At 57.0% G+C, this 21,590-nt stretch carries 21 protein-coding genes; 6 read left to right on the forward strand and 15 right to left on the reverse strand.

Annotated features, from left to right (window positions below):
• Positions 1-41: 41 nt before the first annotated feature.
• Positions 42-1,196, forward strand: a complete 1,155-nt coding sequence (locus ACFSAG_RS01360; protein ID WP_381510784.1) for a hypothetical protein — start codon at positions 42-44, stop codon at positions 1,194-1,196.
• 224 nt (positions 1,197-1,420) lie between these two features.
• Here the strand turns inward: ACFSAG_RS01360 and ACFSAG_RS01365 are convergent, their stop codons facing one another.
• From ACFSAG_RS01365 to ACFSAG_RS01385, 5 genes are all read right to left on the reverse strand, one after another.
• A complete protein-coding gene (locus tag ACFSAG_RS01365; protein WP_381510786.1) occupies positions 1,421-2,323 on the reverse strand; it encodes an HNH endonuclease in 903 nt (300 codons plus the stop codon).
• A 155-nt stretch (positions 2,324-2,478) separates the two neighbouring features.
• Positions 2,479-4,296 (reverse strand): translation elongation factor 4, encoded by a 1,818-nt coding sequence (gene lepA / locus ACFSAG_RS01370; protein WP_374614725.1) that lies wholly within the window; start codon positions 4,294-4,296, stop codon positions 2,479-2,481.
• Positions 4,297-4,305: 9 nt separating this feature from the next.
• Entirely contained in the window at positions 4,306-4,827 is a 522-nt protein-coding gene (locus ACFSAG_RS01375) for an AAA family ATPase (protein ID WP_374614726.1), read from the reverse strand.
• The gene (pnuC, locus tag ACFSAG_RS01380) at positions 4,824-5,387 is read right to left on the reverse strand and encodes a nicotinamide riboside transporter PnuC (RefSeq protein ID WP_381510788.1); all 564 of its coding nucleotides are present in this window, start codon (positions 5,385-5,387) and stop codon (positions 4,824-4,826) included. The genes ACFSAG_RS01375 and pnuC overlap by 4 nt, the downstream gene beginning before the upstream one ends.
• Positions 5,384-6,292, reverse strand: a complete 909-nt coding sequence (locus ACFSAG_RS01385; RefSeq protein WP_381510790.1) for an alpha/beta fold hydrolase — start codon at positions 6,290-6,292, stop codon at positions 5,384-5,386. Before ACFSAG_RS01385 ends, pnuC begins: the two co-directional genes overlap by 4 nt.
• Before the next feature lie 141 nt (positions 6,293-6,433).
• On the opposite strand from ACFSAG_RS01385, the gene ACFSAG_RS01390 reads away from it, so the two are divergent.
• Together ACFSAG_RS01390 and ACFSAG_RS01395 are read left to right on the forward strand one after the other, a co-directional pair.
• Entirely contained in the window at positions 6,434-8,173 is a 1,740-nt protein-coding gene (locus ACFSAG_RS01390; RefSeq protein ID WP_381510792.1) for a PHA/PHB synthase family protein, read from the forward strand.
• Positions 8,174-8,258: 85 nt separating this feature from the next.
• On the forward strand, positions 8,259-9,092 hold the full coding sequence (locus ACFSAG_RS01395) for an alpha/beta fold hydrolase (protein WP_381510793.1): 834 nt from the start codon (positions 8,259-8,261) through the stop codon (positions 9,090-9,092).
• Here ACFSAG_RS01395 and ACFSAG_RS01400 read toward each other — a convergent pair.
• Positions 9,089-9,826: a class I SAM-dependent methyltransferase gene (locus ACFSAG_RS01400; protein ID WP_381510795.1), complete on the reverse strand. Its 738-nt coding sequence runs from the start codon at positions 9,824-9,826 to the stop codon at positions 9,089-9,091. The genes ACFSAG_RS01395 and ACFSAG_RS01400 overlap by 4 nt on opposite strands.
• A gap of 143 nt (positions 9,827-9,969) precedes the next feature.
• Between ACFSAG_RS01400 and ACFSAG_RS01405 the strand changes: the two genes are divergently transcribed.
• Complete coding sequence (locus ACFSAG_RS01405; protein ID WP_381510797.1) at positions 9,970-11,277, forward strand: FAD-dependent oxidoreductase; 1,308 nt, start codon at positions 9,970-9,972, stop codon at positions 11,275-11,277.
• Here ACFSAG_RS01405 and ACFSAG_RS01410 read toward each other — a convergent pair.
• The 6 genes from ACFSAG_RS01410 to ACFSAG_RS01435 form a co-directional block, all read right to left on the reverse strand.
• A complete protein-coding gene (locus ACFSAG_RS01410) occupies positions 11,274-12,482 on the reverse strand; it encodes a DUF445 domain-containing protein (protein WP_381511252.1) in 1,209 nt (402 codons plus the stop codon). The two genes, ACFSAG_RS01405 and ACFSAG_RS01410, sit on opposite strands and share 4 nt — an antisense overlap.
• 109 nt (positions 12,483-12,591) lie before the next feature.
• Complete coding sequence (locus ACFSAG_RS01415) at positions 12,592-15,723, reverse strand: efflux RND transporter permease subunit (protein ID WP_381510799.1); 3,132 nt, start codon at positions 15,721-15,723, stop codon at positions 12,592-12,594.
• Entirely contained in the window at positions 15,720-16,919 is a 1,200-nt protein-coding gene (locus ACFSAG_RS01420; protein ID WP_374614734.1) for an efflux RND transporter periplasmic adaptor subunit, read from the reverse strand. Before ACFSAG_RS01420 ends, ACFSAG_RS01415 begins: the two co-directional genes overlap by 4 nt.
• Positions 16,920-17,173: 254 nt before the next feature.
• Positions 17,174-17,437, reverse strand: a complete 264-nt coding sequence (locus ACFSAG_RS01425; protein ID WP_374614735.1) for a GlsB/YeaQ/YmgE family stress response membrane protein — start codon at positions 17,435-17,437, stop codon at positions 17,174-17,176.
• A 161-nt stretch (positions 17,438-17,598) separates the two neighbouring features.
• A complete protein-coding gene (gene sciP, locus ACFSAG_RS01430) occupies positions 17,599-17,898 on the reverse strand; it encodes a CtrA inhibitor SciP (protein ID WP_374614736.1) in 300 nt (99 codons plus the stop codon).
• Positions 17,899-17,905: 7 nt separating this feature from the next.
• Complete coding sequence (locus ACFSAG_RS01435; protein WP_381510801.1) at positions 17,906-18,175, reverse strand: hypothetical protein; 270 nt, start codon at positions 18,173-18,175, stop codon at positions 17,906-17,908.
• 261 nt (positions 18,176-18,436) lie between these two features.
• Between ACFSAG_RS01435 and mnmA the strand changes: the two genes are divergently transcribed.
• Entirely contained in the window at positions 18,437-19,561 is a 1,125-nt protein-coding gene (gene mnmA, locus ACFSAG_RS01440) for a tRNA 2-thiouridine(34) synthase MnmA (RefSeq protein WP_381510803.1), read from the forward strand.
• On the opposite strand, the gene ACFSAG_RS01445 is transcribed toward mnmA, so the two are convergent.
• Positions 19,558-19,935: a hypothetical protein gene (locus ACFSAG_RS01445; RefSeq protein ID WP_381510805.1), complete on the reverse strand. Its 378-nt coding sequence runs from the start codon at positions 19,933-19,935 to the stop codon at positions 19,558-19,560. The genes mnmA and ACFSAG_RS01445 overlap by 4 nt on opposite strands.
• Before the next feature lie 31 nt (positions 19,936-19,966).
• Between ACFSAG_RS01445 and ACFSAG_RS01450 the strand changes: the two genes are divergently transcribed.
• Positions 19,967-21,100 carry a serine hydrolase domain-containing protein gene (locus ACFSAG_RS01450; RefSeq protein WP_381510807.1) on the forward strand — a complete coding sequence of 378 codons (1,134 nt, stop codon included), beginning with the start codon at positions 19,967-19,969 and terminating at the stop codon, positions 21,098-21,100.
• On the opposite strand, the gene ACFSAG_RS01455 is transcribed toward ACFSAG_RS01450, so the two are convergent.
• Together ACFSAG_RS01455 and ACFSAG_RS01460 are read right to left on the reverse strand one after the other, a co-directional pair.
• Positions 21,097-21,372 carry a DUF3297 family protein gene (locus ACFSAG_RS01455; protein ID WP_381510808.1) on the reverse strand — a complete coding sequence of 92 codons (276 nt, stop codon included), beginning with the start codon at positions 21,370-21,372 and terminating at the stop codon, positions 21,097-21,099. The genes ACFSAG_RS01450 and ACFSAG_RS01455 overlap by 4 nt on opposite strands.
• A gap of 48 nt (positions 21,373-21,420) precedes the next feature.
• The gene (locus ACFSAG_RS01460; protein ID WP_374614742.1) at positions 21,421-21,573 is read right to left on the reverse strand and encodes a hypothetical protein; all 153 of its coding nucleotides are present in this window, start codon (positions 21,571-21,573) and stop codon (positions 21,421-21,423) included.
• Positions 21,574-21,590: the final 17 nt, after the last annotated feature.

Consider the following 21,590-nt stretch of genomic DNA (forward strand, 5'->3'; position numbering starts at 1 on the left):
CGATAACTGCGCTGCCTTTTCATGCGATAAGGAAAAGGCCCATGGCGAAAGCGCTCCTCCCCCCAAACCAAGAACCTACCCCCGAACCCACCCCGTTCGAAATCGATCCCGAAGACCTGCCTCCCGCGCTCGAATTCACCCCCGTGCCGCGCAAGCGGCTGCGCTCCAACGGGCTTAACCCCATGCGACAACGCGCCTTCATCGCCTATCTGTCGGTCAATGGCAGTGTGGAGATGTCGGCCACCGCCATCGGCGCGAGCGACAGCGCGCTCTACAACCTCAAACGGGCGGAGGGCGCGGAAAGCTTTGCCGCGGCTTGGGATAGTGCGATCGAAATGGGCGCGCGCCGCGTGCTCGATACGCTGATGGATCATGCCATCCACGGCACACCCGAAAAGCTGATCAAGAATGGCGAGGTCATCCTCGAACGGCGCAAATTTAATACCCGCGCGATGATGTGGATCGTGCAGCAACGCTTTCCGGAGCTGTATGGCGGCAACCTCAACCTTTCCGGTCGCCCGGCGAACAGCCTGCCGCACGGCATCCAGAAACTGAAAGAGGAATGGCGCAAGGAGTGGGAGGAGGAAGCGGCGCAAAAGGCCGAAGCCGCGCGGGCAGAGGCAGAGGCCGCCCGCACCGACCAGGCGGCGACGATCACGCGACTGTTGCAGCAATATCAGGCCAAGGTGCGCGAAGAATATTTCCACCGCAGCGAAGGCAATATCCTCGCCGCCGATTTCGCGCTGCGCCAATTGGCGATGATAGAGGTTGTCCTGGATGTTGGCGGCGCCAGCTATGACATGATCAAGGCGCATTTCCACAATGCGCCCCATGGCGGCCCGTGGAGCACCCCGATCAGCCGCGCGCTGGAGGATGCCCGGCATGCGGCATGGGAAAAGGCAAGCGCAGAGGCGATGCGCCAGCGCGCAAGGGAAGAGGCGGAGGCCGCCACAGGGCAGGGTGCCGCGCAGGGCATCACCGACCCCGCGCGCCCGGCGATAGAGCCCTACACCCGCCCGCGCCGGCCCTTTTATTTGAATGAAGCGGATATGGAGAAGGATGAGGCCGCGCGTGCGCGGATCATCTGGTCACCCGGCAATCACCACGAGCGCGCCGCCGCAGAGTCGGAGTGGCGCGCGAACCGGCAGGTGGAGAGTGCAAAGCCGGAGGGGGATACGTTTTTGCCTGCGGGGTGAGAGTGATTGAAATTCACCAGTTGATTATTTCCATCCGTCTCCATCGGCGTTTTGCCGGCTCATAACCATACAGCGCAGAACGCACCCGATCTGAAAACGCAAAGTTTCTATTCCAATTGTGAGAGTGTATCTGGCTTGCATCCAAAACTGAATGCGCATCAAAGACTATGCTTTGTAGTCTGGTGCGCTCACCGATAATCCAACTGCTTATCTTGTACTTCAACTTAATGCTCCACTTCGAAGCCATGGAAACTTCGATGCCAAGCAAGAAATGCCGGATGGGGCCGATGCGCTGCTAGGCTAGGGGCGAGCAATTTCCCGGTTGAGTTGATTATGGATTCAATGCCTTGCCTGTCGTTGACTTTGCGATGAACTAGGATGTCTAAATCATCACTGAACCCAATTAGTCCGCGGTCAAACATCCAATGTATGGTGCCCGAGAGTGCGATGCCATTTTGAATGCTATCCGGCCCTGCAAACTCCACGGGTTTGATGTGCGCGGCTTCAGCTTCTGCACGTCCACCTCCATTAATGTGCTTCCAGCCAGTGACTGCGCAAGTGCTGTCGTATGCAGCTAAGACTGCCCGTCGAAAAAGTTGGTCTCTCTTTTTTCGCGAAACAAGGCTTTGTATAATTGGTCGGTCGAATTCATAGACTAGGCGTTCATCACTTAGGATATCTGGCGTAACTTCATCGTCACTCCGCGGCAAAATGGAAACGTCGTCAGGTAATCCTGCTTCGACTATTCTTCTAAAATCTTCTGGCGAAAGAGCTCTGACCGCTGATTGTGCTCGCCCGGATAGAACACCTGCGTCGTTCAATAATCCGCGTTCAACAGGACCATTGTCGGCTCGGAATGGAACAGGACTGGAGAAATCGATATAGCTTCCGGGTTCTATAAGAGCGAGGTACATGTCCGGATTGGTGGGATCAGGGATGACGTTCTCGACTTTAGCTACCGCAAAATATCCACGCGAGTTTCTTACTTTTGTGGGTTCAAGATAAACGATCCAACTTCCAATAGATGATGTAACGCGACTGAGATATTGTCTTGGAAATTGGTATCGCTCCGCAGGGCTATCATCATAAATCGAATCGGCGCGGTGCATAAAAACAGCGAAAGCCAATAGAATCTCCTGTACACGCAAAAGTTTTGACAAAAACGCCAAAGATACAGGACATTAATACTCTTACGAAGATCTCCGGGAATCAAGCGGAATTGCACTGCAACAAGTACAGTTAGTACCGTTCGTTGATTCGGCATTACGTGAAGTTTTTATCTTTATTCCTCACCCATCCGCAGCGCCGCAATAAAGGCTTCCTGCGGAATACTCACCGAGCCATACTCCCGCATCCGGGCCTTGCCCTTCTTCTGCTTTTCCAGCAGCTTTTTCTTGCGCGTGATGTCGCCGCCATAGCATTTCGCGGTCACATCCTTGCGCAGCGCGGCGATGGTTTCGCGGGCGATGATCTTGCCGCCAATCGCCGCCTGGATCGGGATCTTGAACAGATGGCGGGGGATCAGGTCTTTCAGGCGCTCGCACATGCCGCGGCCGCGCGCTTCGGCGGTGCTGCGGTGCACGATCATGCTGAGAGCGTCGACCGGATCGCCATTGACCATGATGCTCATCTTCACAAGGTCGCCCTCGCGGTGGCCGATCTGGTGATAGTCAAATGACGCGTAGCCGCGGCTGATGCTCTTCAGTCGGTCGTAAAAATCAAAAACCACTTCATTGAGGGGCAGTTCGTAGACGATCTGCGCACGGCCGCCGACATAGGTCAGCTGTTTCTGGATGCCGCGCCTGTCTTGGCACAGCTTCAGGATAGACCCCAGATATTCGTCGGGGCAATAAATGGTCGCCTCGATCCACGGCTCCTGGATTTCCTCGATGCGGTTGACATCGGGCATGTCCGCCGGGTTGTGCAGCTCCATCTCGCGCGCGTCCTCGGTCTTGCTGCGGCCGAGTTTCAGCTTGTACACCACCGATGGCGCGGTGGTGATCAGGTCCAAGTCATATTCGCGGGAGAGGCGCTCCTGAATGATTTCCAGGTGGAGCAGCCCCAGAAAGCCGCAGCGAAAGCCAAAGCCCAGCGCGGCGCTGGTTTCCATCTCGAAACTGAAGCTCGCGTCGTTGAGGCGCAGTTTGCTGATGCTTTCGCGAAGTTTCTCGAAATCCGCGGCGTCGGTGGGGAAGAGGCCGCAGAACACCACCGGCTGCACTTCCTTGAAGCCGGGCAGGGGCTCTGCCGCGGGGCGCTTCGCATCGGTGATGGTATCGCCGACGCGGGTTTGCGCGACTTCCTTGATCTGCGCGGTGATAAAGCCGACTTCGCCGGGGCCGATTTCGTCGAGTATCTCGATCTTGGGGCGCATGCAGCCGACGCGGTCGATCAGGTGGGTGGTGCCCGCCTGCATGAATTTGACCTGCTGGCCCTTGCGGATCGCGCCATCGATTACGCGCACAAGGATGACGACGCCCAGATAGGGGTCGTACCAGCTATCGACCAGCATCGCCTTTAGCGGCGCGTTGCGGTCACCCTTGGGCGGGGGGATGCGGGTGACGATGCTTTCCAGCACCTCGGCGATGCCGATGCCCGATTTGGCGCTGGTGAGGACGGCGTCGTCGGCGGGCAGGCCGATGATTTCCTCAATCTCTGCCTTCACCTTGTCGACATCGGCGGCGGGCAGATCGATCTTGTTGATGACGGGCACGATTTCATGGTCATGCTCGATCGACTGATAGACATTGGCGAGGGTCTGCGCCTCCACCCCTTGTGCGGCGTCGACCACGAGCAATGCGCCTTCGCACGCGGCGAGGGAGCGGCTGACTTCATAGGCGAAGTCGACATGGCCCGGCGTGTCCATCAGGTTCAGCTCGTATTTCTGGCCATCCTTTGCGGTGTAATCGAGGCGGACGGTCTGCGCCTTGATGGTGATCCCGCGTTCTTTCTCAATATCCATATTATCAAGGACTTGCGCCGACATCTCGCGCTCGGAAAGGCCGCCCGTATGTTGGATTAGCCGGTCCGCCAGCGTCGACTTGCCATGATCAATATGGGCAATGATAGAGAAATTACGGATGTGGGAGAGTTCAGTCATCGCGGCCCCCTAGCAGGCGGCCTCAATCGCTTCAAGCGCGGCCCGAAACCGGCTCTCCCCTTCGCCCTGAATCAAGGCATATCTGACTCCGCGATTGTCGAGTTCCACCTTGCATAGTTCAAAGAAATGCCGCCGCTCCTCTGCCTTGGCATAAACCCGCAAACCATCGTCGACAAAGGGCAGGTCGATATCGAGCAGCAGGTAGAGATCGGCATATCCGGTAAAGCGTTCAAACCATGGATCGCTATGCCCGAACATCATCTGGGCCCAAACCTCGGTGATCAGCGGGTCGGTGTCGAACAATACCAATGGCGCGTGCAACTCCGCCGCCCGGACTGCCGCTGCCTTGTTCATCGCGTCTTGCGCTTCGGCGATATGCACCAGTTCCGCCATGCCGATATCGGTGCCATGCGCCTCGCAATAGGCGCGGCCATATTCGGGGACGACCTCGCAGCCGAAATGTGCCGCAAGCCGCGTCGCCAGCGTCGATTTGCCGGTGCTTTCGGGCCCGTGGAGGCAGACGCGCTTCATGCCTGGCGCGCCTGCACCTTGCGCCATTCGATCAGCCCCGCAACCGCGAGCGTCAGGAACAGCACATAAAGTCCGGCAGTCAGGTAAAGCTCTTTGAGGATATAAAGCGGGATCGAGATGATGTTGACCACGATCCACCAATACCAGTTTTCAATCAGGCGCCTTGTCATCAAAATCTGCCCAACGACCGAGAGCATCGCGACGCCCGCATCCCAGAATGGATAGCTGGCATCGGTATGATTGGTCATAATGAGGCCCCAAGCGAGTGTCGCCAGGATCGACCCGGCAATCCAGGCACCAAACCCGTTCGAGCTGAGTTCCTCCACGATGATTTCCCCGGCGTCTGCGCGATTGCGGTGCCAACTCCACCAGCCATAAGCATTCACTGCGAGAAAGAAGATTTGCAAACCAGCATCGCTATACAGTTTCGCATCGCGGAAAATGATGAAGTAAAGGGACACCATCGCGATTGCGAACGGATAGTTCCACACCGAACGGCGGATGATCAAAATGATGTTGGCGATCCCGAGCAGGACCGCTGCAATCTCGAAAGCGCTCATCCTTTCAACCAGTCACCCAGCAAGCGGTTGACCTCTTCAGGCGCATCCTGCTGCACCCAGTGCGAGATTCCGGGCAATCGGTGCACGGTGAGGTTGGGAACCCATTGCTCCATCCCGTCCAGCAGGTGGATATCAAGCGCGAGATCATTCTCGCCCCAAATCACCAATGTCGGCGTGTCGACCATCGCATCGCCTACCTCGCGCGCTTCGGGATATCGCACCAGCGCTCGATAATAATTGACCATGGCGTGCATGGCACCGGGTCGCTGGGCAGCAGCGGCATAAATATCCAGATCTGCTTCGGAGAAACGATCCTTGTTGGCTGCCGTATTGAAAAATGCCTGGCGAACCGCCTTCGCATCATTTGCCAGCATCATCTTTTCAGGAAGCCAGGGAAGCTGGAAGAAGAAGATGTACCAGCTTTTCTTCCGTTGCCGCCAATGCTTCAATTCACGTTCAGCGCATTTTGGATGTGGAACATTCATAATGACCAGTCGGTCCAGCGGACGAACTTTCTGGATGGCAAAGTTCCATGCGATAACCGCGCCCCAATCATGGGCAACCAGCATGATTTCGTCGATCGGGGCCTCGGCCTTGGCTAGGTCAATCAGCGCGGCGACGTCTGCCATCAACTTGTCCATCCGATAGGCCGGCACGCCTTCCGGTCGGGAAGAGGCCCCATAGCCGCGCAGATTAGGCGCCCAAACGCGCCATCCCTGCGCCGCCAGTTCGGGCATCTGGTGCCGCCATGAAAAATTCAGCTCAGGAAAGCCATGCAAGAGAATGGCAAACTTCGTCGCCTTGGCATCACCAGCCTCTGCCAGCTCGAACTTAAGGCCATTTGCCTCAACAAAGCGCTGGCGAATGCCAGAAGCGGGGTCTGCAACCCATGAAAATTCGCCCATTCTCTAAACCCCTCTCATCCGCGATTGCGCATATCGAGAGCCGGGCTGGCCGTCCAGATGAAACGCCAATGATTTTCGCCAATTGACCTTGCCTTCGCTAAGTGCAATTTCTGTGCGTGAGGAAGAGGAGAGGTAGCTCATATGGCTGAAAAGAAAGCAAAAGCAAAAGCTGGCGGCGGCAAGAAAAAGGGGCTGGGTTCCATTCCGGAAACCGCTTTCGATGCGGCCAATGATGCGACCATGGCGCTGGGCCCATTGGCCGGCTTGGCACGCGAGGATTTCGCCGGCGCAATCGGTGTCATGCTGCGGCAGACAGCTGCCAATCCGAACAGTGCATTCAAGGCGGTGTCAGGCTTCACTGAAGATGCTGTGAAGATCATGACTGGAAAGTCTGATCTGGCGCCTGACCCCAAAGACAAACGCTTCATGGACCCTGCTTGGAGTTTCAATCCATTCTTCAAGGCGGGCGCGCAATATTATCTCGCTGTACAAAAGGGCATCAAAGGCTGGATTGAGGATCTGGAACTGGACGCACTCGAGCGCGATCGAGCCAATTTCGTCAGCCAGATGGTGATCGATGCACTTGCGCCAACCAACACCCTGATCGGCAATCCTACAGCGCAAAAGCGCTTGGTTGACTCCGGAGGGCTTAGCCTGATCAAGGGATTGCAGAACGCTTATAACGATCTGGTTCACAACGATGGAATGGTGAGCCAAGTCAACAAGAAGCCATTCAAACTAGGCGAGAATATCGCCACCACGCCGGGCAAGGTCGTTTATCGCGACGAGATGTTCGAATTGATCCAATATGCGCCGGCGACCGAGGAAGTCTATGCCATCCCGCAGCTCACTATCCCGCCGCAGATCAACAAGATGTACATCAACGATCTGTCGCCGGAAAAGAGCATCATCAAGTGGCAGGTTGCGCATGGTTTCCAGACTTTCGTGATCAGCTGGCGCAATCCCACGCATGACCAAGGCGTCTGGGGAATGGGCGATTATATCGAGGCGTGCCGCAAGGCCGTCGATGTCGTGTGCGAGATTACCGGCAGCGACAAAGTCAATGTCTCGGGTGGCTGCTCAGGCGGCCAGACGATGTCCGTGCTTTGCTCGCGCATGGCTGCAGATGGAGATGACCGCATCAATGCCATCACAATGATGGTTTGCGTGTTGGAACCCAAGCCCGGCGATACCGAAGCCAGCTCACTCGTTTCGCACAATGGCATCACGCTGGCAAAACAGCGCGCCGCCAAAAAGGGCGTGATCGAAGGCAGCAGCCTGGCGCGTGGCTTTGCATGGTTGCGGCCGAACGATCTGATCTGGAACTATGTGATCAATAACTACCTGCTTGGAGAGGATCCGCCAGCGTTCGATATCCTGTTCTGGAACGCCGATGCTACCAACCTTTCGGCAAGCCTTTTGGGTGATTTCCTAGAACTGTTCGAGGCTAATGCCTATGCGCAGCCCGGAACGTTCGACATTGCAGGCCATACGCTCGACCTCACCAAGGTGAAGGGCGACATGTTCATCCTCGGCGGCACGACCGACCATATTACGCCGTGGCAGGCCTGTTATCGCTCAACGCAGCTGTTTGGATCGAAGAATGTCGAATTTGTCCTGAGCCAGGCCGGACATATGCAGGCAATCCTCAATCCGCCGGGCAATCCAAAGGCGAAATATTGGCGGAATACCAAGGGCAATCCCCCTGCAGACGTCAAACAATGGATGAAGGGGGCAGAGGAAAATGCCGGCAGCTGGTGGCCGTTCTGGACCGAATGGCTGGCCGAACGTTCGGGTAAAAAGGTGAAAGCACCAGCGGCTTGCGGCAGCAAGAAGCACCCGCCGATGGAAAATGCCCCGGGATTGTACGTCCTCGATTGACGCTTGCGTAAAGTGCAGCGCAGTCTATGTTGCGCTGCAACATTGAACCGAGCCTTCGAGAGTTCGGGCGGGCAAGGAATAGTATATGACCACTAAACGCGAACCGCGTTTCAGCATGGAACAAGTCGATGGGCGCAACCTTCGGGTTGCCCATTGGAAATCGGCAGAGAAAACGAGCAAGCTGCCTTTGCTGTTTTTCAACGGTATCGGTGCGAACATCGAGGCAATGGCTCCATTGGCCGAAATGTTGCCTGACCGCGATTTCCTGACCTTTGACATGCCCGGTGTTGGCGGTTCGCCCGAGCCGATGATTCCCTATAATGCATGGATGATGGGCCGGATTTCAGAGCAACTGCTCGACCGCTATGACATGAACCAGGTGGATGTGATGGGCGTGAGTTGGGGTGGGGCGATGGCGCAGCAGTTTACGCTGCAAAATGGCCCGCGCGTCAATCGCTTGATCCTAGCTGCCACAACGGCCGGAATGCTGATGGTCCCTGGCAATCCCAAGGCGCTCGTAAAAATGGCGGATCCGCGCCGTTACATCGACCCCGATTTCATGCGGAAGCATTTCAATACGCTCTATGGCGGTACCGACGACGGGTCCGAGGGGCATATTGGACGGATCAAACCACCGTCAAAGACCGGCTATTTCTACCAGTTGCTGGCCATGCTTGGCTGGACGAGCGCGCCCTTCCTGCCCTTCATGAAGCATGACACCTTGATCATGATGGGCGGCGATGACCAGATCGTGCCGGTCGCAAATGGCCATTTCCTGAAAATGCTTATCCCGAACAGCGAATTGTTCATAATCGACGACGGCGGGCACCTGTTCATGCTCAGCCATGTCGAGGAAAGCATTTCTGCAATCCGGGAGTTTCTCGACCGTCCGAGAGCAGGCGGCAGGAAAGCTGCCTAAACGCGCTTTGCGGTTTCCTTGCAGGTTTTGATCGCTGCGGGGGCAGGGGCCTCACCTTTGCGTTCAAAGCGCGCGAAATAAGCACCGACTTCGGGGCGCTGCGCAAATTCAACCAAGCGATATCCGACGGCATCGAATTCGCAGAAAAGCAATTTGGGTGGGATGCCGTGACGTTTGGTCGCGCGGTCGCGGTCAACGACTATCACCTGGCCACCTGCTTTCAAAGCGCTGCGCAGCCGCCAGATAAAGGCATAGGGCTCGGTAACTTCATGGTACATGTGCACCATGAAAATGCGGTCAAAACTGTTGGGGGGCAGGCGCGGATCGTCGATGCCGCCTTCCTTGATCGCGACATTATCCAACCGTTCGCGTGCTATACGCTCGCCCAATCGATCCAGCGCACCGCGATTAATGTCTTGCGCCAAGACGCGCCCTTTGGCGCCTACGCGCTCGGCAAGGCGAACGGTATAATAGCCTTCGCCTGCGCCAATATCTGCCACGGTCATGCCTGGTTTGATAGCGGCCCAGTCCATCAATTTGGTGGCCTCGCCCGCTTCATCGCGGGCAGCCTCGGTGGAAAATTCGGTGTCTCCGGACTGCGATACAGCCCTATCAGCCCGCGGGAATTGGCGTGAACTCTCGGGACGGTCGTCTTGTTCCTCAACCTGTTTGCACGCTTGAAGGGCAAACAACGATACAGAAATCGCCAAGAGGAATGGTAACTTAGCAGTCATTGCTGCACCTTTAGGCGCGAAATAAGTAAGGGAAAAGCGCTTTCCGCCGCATTCGCCCGATTGCATTTACACTCCCGCTGCTTATGCTCCGACTCCGGAGAGAGACCGACTGCACGTCGGCGGGCAAGTGGAGGAGGGTGCGCTTGCGGCATATTGCGATTATCGGGTCCGGCCCGGCAGGTTATTACACTGCGGAAGCGGCGCAAAAGCAGTTTGGTGAGGATGTTCGGATCGATGTGATCGATCGCCTGCCGGTTCCATATGGCCTGATCCGTTTCGGCGTTGCCCCCGATCACCAATCGATCAAGGCGGTTTCCAAACGTTATGAGGGCGTCGCGCTCTCGGAAAATGTCCGTTTTGTCGGCAATGTCATGGTTGGGCAGGACATTTCAATTGATGAACTGCTCGAAATATATGACGCCGTCATATTGGCAACGGGTGCTCCGAATGATCGTGAATTGGGCATTCCCGGTGCCGAACTTCCGGGCGTATTCGGCAGTGCTGCATTTGTCGGCTGGTATAACGGGCATCCCGATTTTGCCGACCTGGAACCACCACTCGATGGCAAGCATGTCGTTATCGTGGGTAATGGCAATGTCGCGCTCGATGTCGCCCGTATATTGTCGAAAACCCGCTCCGAATTGGGCGGATCGGATATCGTTAGCCATGCGCTCGATATGCTGGAAACCGCCAATACCGAGGAAATCACGATTTTGGGCCGGCGAGGCCCGCATCAGATTGCCATGACGCCAAAGGAACTTGGCGAACTGGGGCATCTTGACCGCGCATGCCCCAATGTCGACCGTGCCGATTTGCCCGAAGAGGGCGAAGACATGCTGCTTGAGCCTGGCATGCGAAAATCAGTGACGTGCTTGCGCGAATTTGCCGCCATCCCCGAAAGCTACCGCGCGACCAAGCCGATCATAATCGATTTTGACTTCTACGCCGCCCCGGTCGCGATTGAGGGCGATGGTAAGGTGGAACGGATTATTGTCGAACGCACCGAGCTGGATAGTGAGTTGCGCAGTCGCGGCACTGGCGAGACTTATTCGATAGACTGTTCAATGGTGGTAGCGTGCATCGGTTATCAAACGCCTTCGATCGACGGAGTGCCATACGAGCATGGTCGGGGACGTTTTGCCAATGTCGATGGGCGCATCCTGCCCGGACTTTACTGCGTCGGCTGGGCCCGCCGTGGGCCGTCTGGCACAATCGGCACCAATAGGCCCGATGGCTATATGATTATTGAAGCGGTTGCAGAAGATATTGGCGCAGGATCGGGGAAGGGAGGGCGCCCCGCCTTGGATGCGTTGCTTGAAAAACGCGGCGTCCAGATCGTCAAATTCAGCGATTGGAAAAAGATCGAGGAAGCAGAAGTCGCCCGAGCACGCGAAGGGGCCCCGCGCGAAAAATTCGTCCGCATCGAGGATATGATCCGCGCCGCAAATTAAATGGCGAGCGAAATGGCGTGGATGACAAGGCCGGCTAGCCCGCCGACCAATGTTCCGTTGATCCGGATGAATTGCAGGTCGCTGCCCACCGCATTTTCGACCCGGTCGGTGATCGTGGCGCTGTTCCATCCGCCGATCGTGTCGGAAACGAGCGAGACGATCTGATCGCCATAATTCTCTACCGTCCCGACAATCGCCCGGCGCGCGAAGCGGTTGATCTGGCGCTTCAGGCGGACGTCATCCTGCAAGGTGGAACCCAATTTGGTCAGGGCATCGCCGAAACTGCCGGCCAATGCGGCATCGGGGTTACGCGCAGCCTTCAGCAGGGCATCGCGACCTTGGCCCCATAGACCGTCGATCCATTTGGCGAAGGCCGGGTTTTTGAGCAGCTCCTGCTTCCAGTGATTGACCTTCGCCTGCAGTTCCTTGTCGTGGCGCAGATTGTAGGCAAGTTTTTCGAGGCCCTCTTCACCCTTTGCGCGCAGGGGATGGTCCGGATCTTCGGCCATGTCGCCAAGCAGTTTCTCCAGACCTGAAACGATCGCGTTGGCGAGCCGGTCATCAAGGCCTGTCCAGCGCATGATCGTGCCAGCACGTTCCTCTACCATCGCGCGAATGATATGCTCATTGGCCTCCAGCGTCTTCGCAGCCCAGGCAATGATGCCATCAAGGACGGGCAGGTGCCGCCGCTCCTTGATCATCGCCGCCAGCAACTGTCCAAGCAGCGGGGCAATATCGAGCTTTTCGAGCTGCTTGCGGACGGCCCCCTTGGCAATTCCGCCAAGGCGCTCATCATCCAGCGATTCCACAATATCGCCGATCAGACGCGATGCTCCCATCCGCATCCGGCCTTCGCCAGAGCCGGGGGTGTTGAGGAACCGTCCCATCGCCCCCGCTACATCCATGTTGCGGATGCGACGCGCAACGATCTTGGTCGTCAGGAAATTGGATCGCAGGAAGGCGGCCAGTGTGCGCCCGATGCGTTCCTTGTTATTCGGAATGATCGCCGTGTGCGGGATTGGAATACCCAGTGGATGGCGGAAAAGCGCGGTTACGGCGAACCAGTCTGCCAGCCCGCCAACCATGCCGGCCTCGGCGAAGGCAGTTAGGAAACCCCAATGCGGATGGACATTCCGTTCAAGGTGAAGGCCAAGGACGAATAGCACCGCCATCAGGGCGAGCAACGCCGTTGCGATGCGGCGCATCTTCTTGAGCTCCGCATCGCGCCAGTCGTAACGTTCGCGTTCCGCCTGATTAAGTTGGCTGGCCGATTTTACCATCAGGAACGAGGTTTAGCGTGCTGGGGAGGCCAAGTCACTCCGCCGGTTGCAATCCCGGGGCAATACCCCCGGAAGGGCCACCCGACTTCGCACGGCTTTCCGGATCGTCGGCATCATCGCCAGGCTTGAAAGTCAGCAGGCGATCGCGCAGCCACGGGCCCATCCGCTTTTCAAGGCCGTCCGCAAGACTGAAACCGGCAGGAACGATAAGCAACGTCAGCAATGTCGAAACGATAAGGCCGCCGATCACCACAGTGCCCATTGGTGCGCGCCATTGCCCATCGCCCGATAGCGATAATGCGGTCGGTATCATGCCTGCGGTCATGGCGACGGTCGTCATCACGATCGGCTGTGCACGTTTGTGCCCGGCTTCCATGATTGCCTGGAATTTGGGTACACCGCGCTCCATTTCCTCGATCGCAAAGTCGATAAGCAGGATCGAGTTTTTGGCGACGATGCCGAACAGCATCAGCACACCGATGAACACTGGCATCGAAATCGGTTGGCCGACCAGCGCCAGCGCTGCAATCCCGCCCAACGGCGCGAGTAGCAGCGAGCCCATATTGACCAAGGGCGACATGAACCGGCGATACAGCAGGACCAGCACGGCAAAGACCAGCAAGGTGCCTGAAATCAGCGCGATACCGAAATCGCGTTGCATTTCCTGTTCCCATTCCTGGCTGCCGAATGGCGCGCGTGAAACGCCGGTCGGCAGGTTCTGCATCACCGGAAGCTTATTGATCTTCGCATCGGCGTCAGACGAGACAATTCCGGGCGCAAAATCAGCGCCAACAAAGATGCGGAAATTCTGGTTGCGCCGCTGGATAGTGGTCGGACCGGCGCCAAAGCTGATTTCAGCAACCCGCTCCAACGGAACCGAGCCACCATTGGCGGTTGGAACCGGAAGGTTGCGGATATTCTCGATATTCTGCCGCGATTCCTTGGCAAGCATCACCCGGATCGGAATCTGGCGGTCGGATAGCGAGAATTTCGCGCTGTTCTGATCGATATCACCCAGTGTCGCGATGCGGATCGCCTGGCTGAGTGCCACTGTGGTGACGCCCAATTGCGATGCCAAATCGAGCCGCGGCGTGATAATCAATTCCGGCCGCTGCAGGTCAGCCGCGATGCGAGGTGCGCGGAGTTCCTTCAGCGTCTTCATCTCTTCGACAAGGCGCTGCGCAGTCTGGTCGAGTAATCTTGGGTCAGAACCCGAAAGCATGACCGAAACGTCACGCCCCGAACCACCACCGCCCGGACCATTGGCCTGGAAGGTGACGCGCGCGTCGGCAATCTTCGACAGAATTGGCGTCAGGTCTTCCTCGAACTCTTGGCTTGTGCGCTCGCGATCTTCGTTAAGCGTGATGAAGATATTCGCATTTCCTTCGCGCACGCTCTGCAGGGCGGTGCGCACTTCGGGTTGCTTGTTGACGATTGCAGCGACTTCGTCGGTAACGGCGCGGGTTTGATCGAGCGTGGTTCCAGGGACCATCTCGATACGGATACGGCTGAAATCCTGGTTCCCATCGGGGAAAAACTGCTTTGGCACCACCACCATCAGCAAGACAGTGAGAGCGAGTGACAAAACCCCGATGCCCATCATCCAGCGACGATGGCCCAGCGACCAGCGCAGGATCTTCATATAGCGGTCCATCAACGGACCTTCACCATGCTCGGCAATGCCACTTGATTTCAGGAAATAGGCGGCAATCATAGGCGTGATCATGCGCGCGACGGCAAGGCTCATCAGCACCGACGCAACAACGGTTAGGCCGAAATTCTTGAAGAACTGGCCAGCCACGCCCGGCATCAGGCCAACCGGCAGGAACACGGCCACAATCGAGAATGTGGTGGCTACAACCGCAAGGCCGATTTCGTCCGCTGCGTCGATCGACGCCTGATAGGCCGATTTGCCCATGCGCATGTGCCTGACGATATTCTCGATTTCCACAATCGCGTCATCGACAAGCACACCGGCGACAAGGCCCAATGCCAGCAACGACATGGTGTTGAGAGTGAAGCCCATCAGATCGAGGAACCAGAAGGTAGGTATGGCACTCAACGGAATGGCGATTGCCGAAATGATGGTTGCGCGCCAATCGCGAAGGAAGAGGAAAACGACAACGATGGCGAGCAAGGCACCCTCGATCATCGCGGCCATCGAGCTTTTATACTGGGCCTTGGTGTAATCGACACTGTTGAACAGCGTGGTGAACTTGATGCCCGGATTTTCCTTCTCGATCTGCTTCATCTGGATCATGGCATTATCGAACACGGTAACGTCCGACGCACCCTTGGCACGCGACATGCCAAAGGTGACGACTTGGCGCCCGCCCTCAAAAGCCATTGATCGCTGTTCGCTGAAGCCATCAGTAACTTCCGCCACATCGGCGAGTTTTACCGAACGGCCACCACCAAGGCTGATCTGCCGTTGGCCGAGTTCATAGGCGTTGGCGGCGTTGCCAAGGATACGCACTGACTGGCGCGATCCCGCGATTTCAGACTGGCCACCTGCAGCGTTAAGATTTTGCTGGCGGAGTAAGCCATTGATCTGGCTTGCCGTCACTCCGAGCGACTGCATCTTTGCAGGATCAAGGATCACCCGGATTTCCCGGTTCACGCCGCCATTGCGGCTAACCGATGCCATGCCTTCAACGGAAAGCAAACGGCGCGAAACAGTGTCGTCGACAAACCAGCTCAGCTGTTCGAGCGTCATGTCCGATGCTTCGACAGCGAAATAGGCGATCGGATCGCTCGAGGTCGCAACCTTGAACACCTGCGGCTCGAGAATACCGTCGGGCAGGTCGCCGCGGATCTGATCCACGGCATTCTTAACTTCGCTAACCGCTGCGTTGATATCGTCGCCGATTTCAAACTCCGCGCTGACCGACGTATTGCCCTCGGAGGCCGAAGAATCGATGTTGCGCACGCCCTGGACGCTGCGGATCGCAGATTCGACCTTTTGCGTGATCTGCGTGGTGATTTCGGTGGGCGATGCGCCTGGCTGCGAAATTGCGACGACAACAACGGGGAATTCGATGTCGGGATCGTTCTGCACATCCATGCGCGCAAACGACATTATCCCTGCGAGTGTCAGCGCAACAAAAAGGACGATCGGTACGACCGGATTACGTATCGACCATGCCGATATGTTCCGAAAATTCATCGTGCAGCCTCCGGCGCCACGCTCTTGGCCAGCTTGGGTGTCACCGTTTCATCCGGATTGAGGAAGCCGCCTGCGAAGAGGACAACGCGTTCAGTTCCATCAAGTCCCTCGCTGATCGCGATGCCTTTCTGGGTGACGATGCCGGTCTTCACGTTGCGCCGCTTCACCTTGTTCGATTTGTCGACGATGTACACAAAGCTTCCATCGCGATCATTCTGGATCGCCGATTCTGGCAGGATGGCAGCGGTTACGGCGCCAGCCTTAATCTGAACCGATGCGAAGCCGCCGGGTTTCAATGCCGGACTGAACGGCAGCGAAACGCGGGCAATGCCTTGGCGCGACTGCGCATTGATCGTCGGCGCAATCTGCCAGATCGTGCCGGTAAACTGCTGATCGGTTCCCACCGGGGTAACCGTAGCGGGTGCGCCGACTGAAAGCGCCGCGAGTTCGGCTTCTCCCAACTGCGCCTGCAGTTCGAGTTCGCCGCCTTGCGCCATGCGGAACAAGGTGCCGCTGCCCTGGGTAACCGTTTGGCCCGGCTCCACATTGCGTTCGAGGATATAGCCGCCGACCGGGGCCCGGATATCAAGCCGTGCAGTGCGCGCGCGCAGTTCTTTCAACTGCGCTTCGGCAATGCCGACCCGCGCACGGGCGCTGTCGCGGGTAGCAGTTTTGCGATCAACATCAGCTTTTGAAATGAAACCGCGGCTGACCAGTTGCATGGCGCGATCAAGCTCGTTCTGCGCGAGCTGCAGATCGGCGCGCGCCGCATTTATCTGCGCTTCCTGGCCGATAATCTGCTGCGATTGGACCGAACGTTCGATGCTCGCAAGCACTTGTCCTTGCTGCACCCAATCGCCTTCGTCGACAAAGACGCGCAAGACCTGACCACCTTCACCGACAACACCAACGGGTATATCGCGTCGCGCGGCGAGTGTGCCGGTGGCGCTGATCGAGCGGGCAATGGTTTCACGCCCGGGCGCAACAACAGTAACGGTCTGGGCCTGGCTTTGCTTGTCTGCACCCGCCGCACCGTCGCTCGCGCCACTGCCGCCAAAGAAGAAATAAGCCGCCGCAATTGCTGCTATCGCGATAACCACAGCCAAGATGATACGGTTGCGATTGCGCTTCGTCCGATCAGCATCCCGGGGTTCGAGGAGATCGTTGTCGCTTGCGATACTTGTTTCAAAATTCATGGTTTTTTCCATTCGGGTCACCCCGCAGGGAGAGCTTATTTCAACATGGCCAAGGTGTATTATTGCAATAAATCACCGCGTGCAAGGCGGGATTAAAGCGGTGGTCGTCGACATTTACGGCCAAATATCCAAGAAGACAGCCAAAATTGAACGATTGCGACGATTTTCGACAAACGACGTAGTTTGGTTTTTCAACAAAAAACAAGGCCGAAGCCCATCGCTCCGGCCTTGCTGTTCAATTCAGGTGATTTTGATTAGCGGACTTTGCCGCGCTGGACCAAATTCAGGATACCGAGAACGATGACCGCGCCGACAAAAGCGACGATCAGGCCCGTGATGGAAAACTCCTGAACGCTGCCCACGATGCCGAACCGGTTGGCAATCCAGTTACCTACCACCGAACCGACGCAGCCTGCGACTACATTCCAGAAAATTCCCATGGATGCGTCACGATTCATCACCTTGCTGGCGAGCCAGCCTGCAATGCCTCCGACGATGATTGCAATAATCCAACCCATAGATTGTCCTCCTGCTCAAAACGGCACTCTCTGCCTGTGGGCAGCATAAAGACAGGTTGGAGGAACGCAATAGTGATTTAGGGGGCTAATACAGTTTACGCTAAGCAACAAAAAAGCCCGGACCAAGCCGGGCTTTTCTGGATAGAGATTTCAGCGGGATTTTAGTATTTCTGCTGGCGCTCATAGAGATCGCGATAATGCTGGATGCGGGTTACCCGCAGTCCAGGCATGCCCGAGCGATCGATTGCGCGCTGCCAGGATGCGAATTCCTCAAGCGTCAAACCATAACGCTCGCAAACTTCGCTGACAGATAGCAGTCCACCGTTCACGGCCGCGACCACTTCCGCTTTCCGACGCACAACCCAGCGGGTCGTATGCGGCGGCGGCAAGCTGTCGATGGTCAAAGGTTCACCCAACGGACCTATAACCTGAGCAGGTCGGATTTTCTGGTTCTCGATCATTCTATCCTCAATTTTCCATGCCCCGCAAAGCCACCGGTTCATCCGGCAAATCCACCTTATGGTCCGTGGATTTTCTATTCGCTAAAGCGGCAGGGTAAACGTCCGCTTCACACTCATTAACCTTAACCGGTTGATCCATCTCTTGCGGCAAAAATGCCCCGCCGATGTTTTTTGTCTGGCCACTGACGGCCGAGCCAAAATAACCGATCCGATCCACCAATGGGTCGCCAGAAGCATAAAGGCTGCTGATGACCGCATCAGAGAATTTCGAAGCCATATCAGACGCTTGGCGTTCGAGAACGACAGACACCAAGCGATCGAAGTCGCTTGATCTGACGGGCTCTGCATCGCGGCGCCGGTTATGGGGAAAGTTCATTTCCATGAGCATCGTTCTACACACAGACACATAACGTCTGGTAAAAACCGTGTTCACGCGCCATTAGGCGAAGTTAATGAGAGTTATGGATTTCTGCGGGTTTCTGTACCGAAACGAGAAGAATGGGACTAATTCCCCCTTAATGCCACCAAAGTTGTACCGATGATTGAGAACATTACCGCCACCGATTTTCAACTGGGCCCGAATTTGACGGGGAAACGAATCGTAGTCGCCATGTCGGGCGGGGTGGATTCGTCTGTCGTTGCCGCACTCGCAGCGCAGTCGGGCGCTGAAACGATTGGTGTGACCCTGCAATTATACGATCATGGCAGCGCGGTTAAGCGCGCCGGCAGTTGCTGCGCGGGGCAGGATATCCGTGATGCACGCGCCGTCGCCGACCGGTTGGGCATCATGCATTATGTCTTCGATCATGAAAGCCAGTTCCGCAATTCGGTCATCGATCATTTTGCCGATGAATATCTGCGCGGGCGCACCCCCATTCCTTGTGTCCGCTGCAATATGGGCGTGAAGTTCACCGATCTGTTTCGTCTAGCCAAGGAACTGGGGGCGGATTGCCTTGCGACGGGGCATTATGTCCGCCGCGTAGAAGGTGTCGACGGTCCGGAACTACACCGCGCACTCGATCCGGCACGCGACCAGAGCTATTTCCTGTTCGCCACCACGAGCGAGCAGCTCGACTATCTCCGTTTTCCGCTGGGCGCGATGCCAAAGCCGCAGGTTCGTGAAATCGCGCAGCAGCTTGGTCTGGTTGTCGCGAACAAGCCCGACAGCCAGGACATCTGTTTTGTACCCGAAGGCGACTATGCCAGTGTCGTTCGCAAGATCCGCCCGGAAGCGGATAGCGACGGTCCGATCCTCGACCTGCACGGCCAGGAACTGGGTCGGCACCGGGGCCTTATACATTATACTGTCGGGCAACGGCGTGGGCTGGAGATTGGTGGTTTGGCCGAGCCACTATATGTTGTCCGGCTTGATCCTGAACGGCAGGCCGTCATTGTTGGCCCGAAACGTGCTTTGGCGGTCAGCGCCGCGCGGCTGGTAGAACCCAATTGGCTTGGCAAGGTGCAAGGCCGCAAGGTGATGGCAAAGGTCCGGTCATTGGCGAAACCTGTTACCGCGACATTGGAAGGTGAATGGCTACGCTTCGAAGCTGAGGAATATGGCGTGGCACCCGGCCAGGCTGCGGTGCTTTACGAAGGCGATCGCGTGCTGGGTGGCGGCTGGATCGAAGAGACCTTGGGCGTGATGACAGCCGAAGCTGCTTAATCCAGCGCGTCGATTTCTTTCTGGTTGAGCTGGATGCAGCCAAATTCGCCGCGCCGTTCGGCGACCGCCTTTGCAAGGAAGGGAACGGATGCGGTAATCCGTTTGTGTTCCGAGTCGTCACTGACCGAAACCATTTCCATCCCTTCTTCGAAATCCTTTTCGCACGAAGCCAGCGAACGACCTTCGATATAGCGGCAAGAGCAGGTGACATGTGCGCCATAGGATGCGCCTAGCCGTGCCTGTTCGCGGATGTCGGCAAAATTGAGGACAAACCATAAAACTATCAGCGCGCCAATTCCGGCGGCTGTATATTTGACCTTTCGGCCCAGCGGCCAGGCGTTGCCGGTTTGGCTTTTTGAAGTTGCGGTTGCCATTTGTTGCCTTCCTGGTGCATTCACACCCGCCATGCCTAGATACAAACTGCTGGTTGGTGCAACCGCCATTTCAATGATACTTGCGAGCTGTAGCGAGGATCCGCAACCCGCGCCCGAAGTCAGCGCACCTGCCTTTGAACAAATCGCAGATGACGCGGCGCCTGGGAAAGCGCGATTGGTAGAAGCGATCGCACCCTTTTTCGAAGATCCGGCATTGGCCGAAACGCGTGCGCTTTTGGTGATGCATGGCGGCCGCATCGTCGCGGAGCGATATGCGCCCGGCTATGGACCGGATAGCCGACTGATTAGCTGGTCGATGGCCAAGAGTGTCACCGGTACCTTGATCGGCATGATGGTTGCAGATGGTCTGCTGGTTCTCGATGATCCGGCGCCGGTGCCCGAATGGTCCAGCCCGGGCGATCCGCGGGCAAAGATCACTTTGCGACACCTGCTTCACATGTCATCCGGGCTCGACCACACCGAAATGGCTGAAGGCGACAAGGCCATTTACGAGGCTGATACCACCCGCCTCTTGTTCCTTGACGGTCGCGAAAATGTTGCGCGCTATGCGGAAAAGCGGAACCTTGAGGCGAACCCCGGAAGCAAGTTCGAATATTCGACCGCAACCAGTCACATCCTTGTTGATATAATGACGCGGACGCTAACCGATAGCAGCGATCCGCAGGTGCGGCGCAAAGCGATGCTCGATTATGCGCGCGGTCGCCTCTTCGAGCCATTGGGAATGGCAAGCGCGGTTCCCGAATTTGATCGCAATGGCACGATGCTGGCCGGTAGCATGATCCACGCGACCGCTCGGGATTGGGCGAAGTTTGGCGAGTTCTTGCGGAACAATGGCTCGGTAAGGTCGGCGCAACTGCTTCCAACCAGCTGGACCCGCTTCATGAAGGCGTCGAGTACTAATGATCCGGCATATGGTGGCCATATATGGCTGAATAAGCGCCGCCCTGACGGCTCGGATCAGGTGCTGTTCCCCGGAAAAGCGCCTTCGGATGTTTTTGCGGCATTGGGCCATCTGGGCCAGTTCATCGTAGTTTCGCCGCAGCACCGCCTGACTATCGTGCGCCTAGGGAAGACTGCAGACAGCGATCTGGGGCCAATCAACGATCAGTTGGCAAAACTGATTTCGGTTTTTCCGAAGAACTAGGCTTTCGCGACAGGCGCGTCGTCGCCCAGATCTTCGTACCAGGCTTCAACCGGGCCTTTGAGCATCAATTGCATCGGGCGTCCGTGGCGATCGCGGCTCTTGCCTGCCGATACCTTGATCCAGCCTTCCGAAATGCAATATTCCTCAACCGTGGTGCGGCGTTCACCCTTGAAGCGAATGCCGATACCGCGCGCGAGCGCGTCCTGATCGAAAAACTCGCTGAACGGGTGGACCGAGAGCCGGTCGGGCGGAAGGTCGTTGCTGTCAGTCATGGCGAGCGCCTTTGCCGCAAACCGGCTCCGATGGCAATGGGTTAGCCGCTAGTTGCTGACTGCAGGGATAATCCACATCAACGATAGGAATCCGATCGCGAGCAACAGCGAGAAGCCAAGGACATAGCGAACGCCATGTTCTTTGACGCCGCCGCTCGCCTCTACTTCGGTAAGCTCGTCATGATCTTCGAAACGCTCCATGGAACAGGCTCCTTCTC

The sequence above is a fragment of the Sphingorhabdus buctiana genome (genome assembly GCF_042680825.1).
Classification (GTDB): domain Bacteria; phylum Pseudomonadota; class Alphaproteobacteria; order Sphingomonadales; family Sphingomonadaceae; genus Sphingorhabdus_B; species Sphingorhabdus_B buctiana.

What these genes read in the sequence shown, in the direction of transcription:
- ACFSAG_RS01390 (WP_381510792.1), top strand. Translation starts at nt 6,434, where the DNA reads ATGGCTGAAAAGAAAGCAAAAGCAAAAGCTGGCGGCGGCAAGAAAAAG.
- ACFSAG_RS01360 (WP_381510784.1), top strand. Translation starts at nt 42, where the DNA reads ATGGCGAAAGCGCTCCTCCCCCCAAACCAAGAACCTACCCCCGAACCC.
- ACFSAG_RS01375 (WP_374614726.1), bottom strand. Translation starts at nt 4,827, where the DNA reads ATGAAGCGCGTCTGCCTCCACGGGCCCGAAAGCACCGGCAAATCGACG.
- ACFSAG_RS01400 (WP_381510795.1), bottom strand. Translation starts at nt 9,826, where the DNA reads ATGACTGCTAAGTTACCATTCCTCTTGGCGATTTCTGTATCGTTGTTT.
- ACFSAG_RS01420 (WP_374614734.1), bottom strand. Translation starts at nt 16,919, where the DNA reads ATGAATTTTGAAACAAGTATCGCAAGCGACAACGATCTCCTCGAACCC.
- ACFSAG_RS01435 (WP_381510801.1), bottom strand. Translation starts at nt 18,175, where the DNA reads ATGGCTTCGAAATTCTCTGATGCGGTCATCAGCAGCCTTTATGCTTCT.
- sciP (WP_374614736.1), bottom strand. Translation starts at nt 17,898, where the DNA reads ATGATCGAGAACCAGAAAATCCGACCTGCTCAGGTTATAGGTCCGTTG.
- ACFSAG_RS01460 (WP_374614742.1), bottom strand. Translation starts at nt 21,573, where the DNA reads ATGGAGCGTTTCGAAGATCATGACGAGCTTACCGAAGTAGAGGCGAGC.
- ACFSAG_RS01425 (WP_374614735.1), bottom strand. Translation starts at nt 17,437, where the DNA reads ATGGGTTGGATTATTGCAATCATCGTCGGAGGCATTGCAGGCTGGCTC.
- pnuC (WP_381510788.1), bottom strand. Translation starts at nt 5,387, where the DNA reads ATGAGCGCTTTCGAGATTGCAGCGGTCCTGCTCGGGATCGCCAACATC.
- ACFSAG_RS01450 (WP_381510807.1), top strand. Translation starts at nt 19,967, where the DNA reads ATGCCTAGATACAAACTGCTGGTTGGTGCAACCGCCATTTCAATGATA.
- ACFSAG_RS01445 (WP_381510805.1), bottom strand. Translation starts at nt 19,935, where the DNA reads ATGGCAACCGCAACTTCAAAAAGCCAAACCGGCAACGCCTGGCCGCTG.
- ACFSAG_RS01455 (WP_381510808.1), bottom strand. Translation starts at nt 21,372, where the DNA reads ATGACTGACAGCAACGACCTTCCGCCCGACCGGCTCTCGGTCCACCCG.
- mnmA (WP_381510803.1), top strand. Translation starts at nt 18,437, where the DNA reads ATGATTGAGAACATTACCGCCACCGATTTTCAACTGGGCCCGAATTTG.
- ACFSAG_RS01410 (WP_381511252.1), bottom strand. Translation starts at nt 12,482, where the DNA reads ATGCGCCGCATCGCAACGGCGTTGCTCGCCCTGATGGCGGTGCTATTC.
- lepA (WP_374614725.1), bottom strand. Translation starts at nt 4,296, where the DNA reads ATGACTGAACTCTCCCACATCCGTAATTTCTCTATCATTGCCCATATT.
- ACFSAG_RS01385 (WP_381510790.1), bottom strand. Translation starts at nt 6,292, where the DNA reads ATGGGCGAATTTTCATGGGTTGCAGACCCCGCTTCTGGCATTCGCCAG.
- ACFSAG_RS01395 (WP_381510793.1), top strand. Translation starts at nt 8,259, where the DNA reads ATGACCACTAAACGCGAACCGCGTTTCAGCATGGAACAAGTCGATGGG.
- ACFSAG_RS01415 (WP_381510799.1), bottom strand. Translation starts at nt 15,723, where the DNA reads ATGAATTTTCGGAACATATCGGCATGGTCGATACGTAATCCGGTCGTA.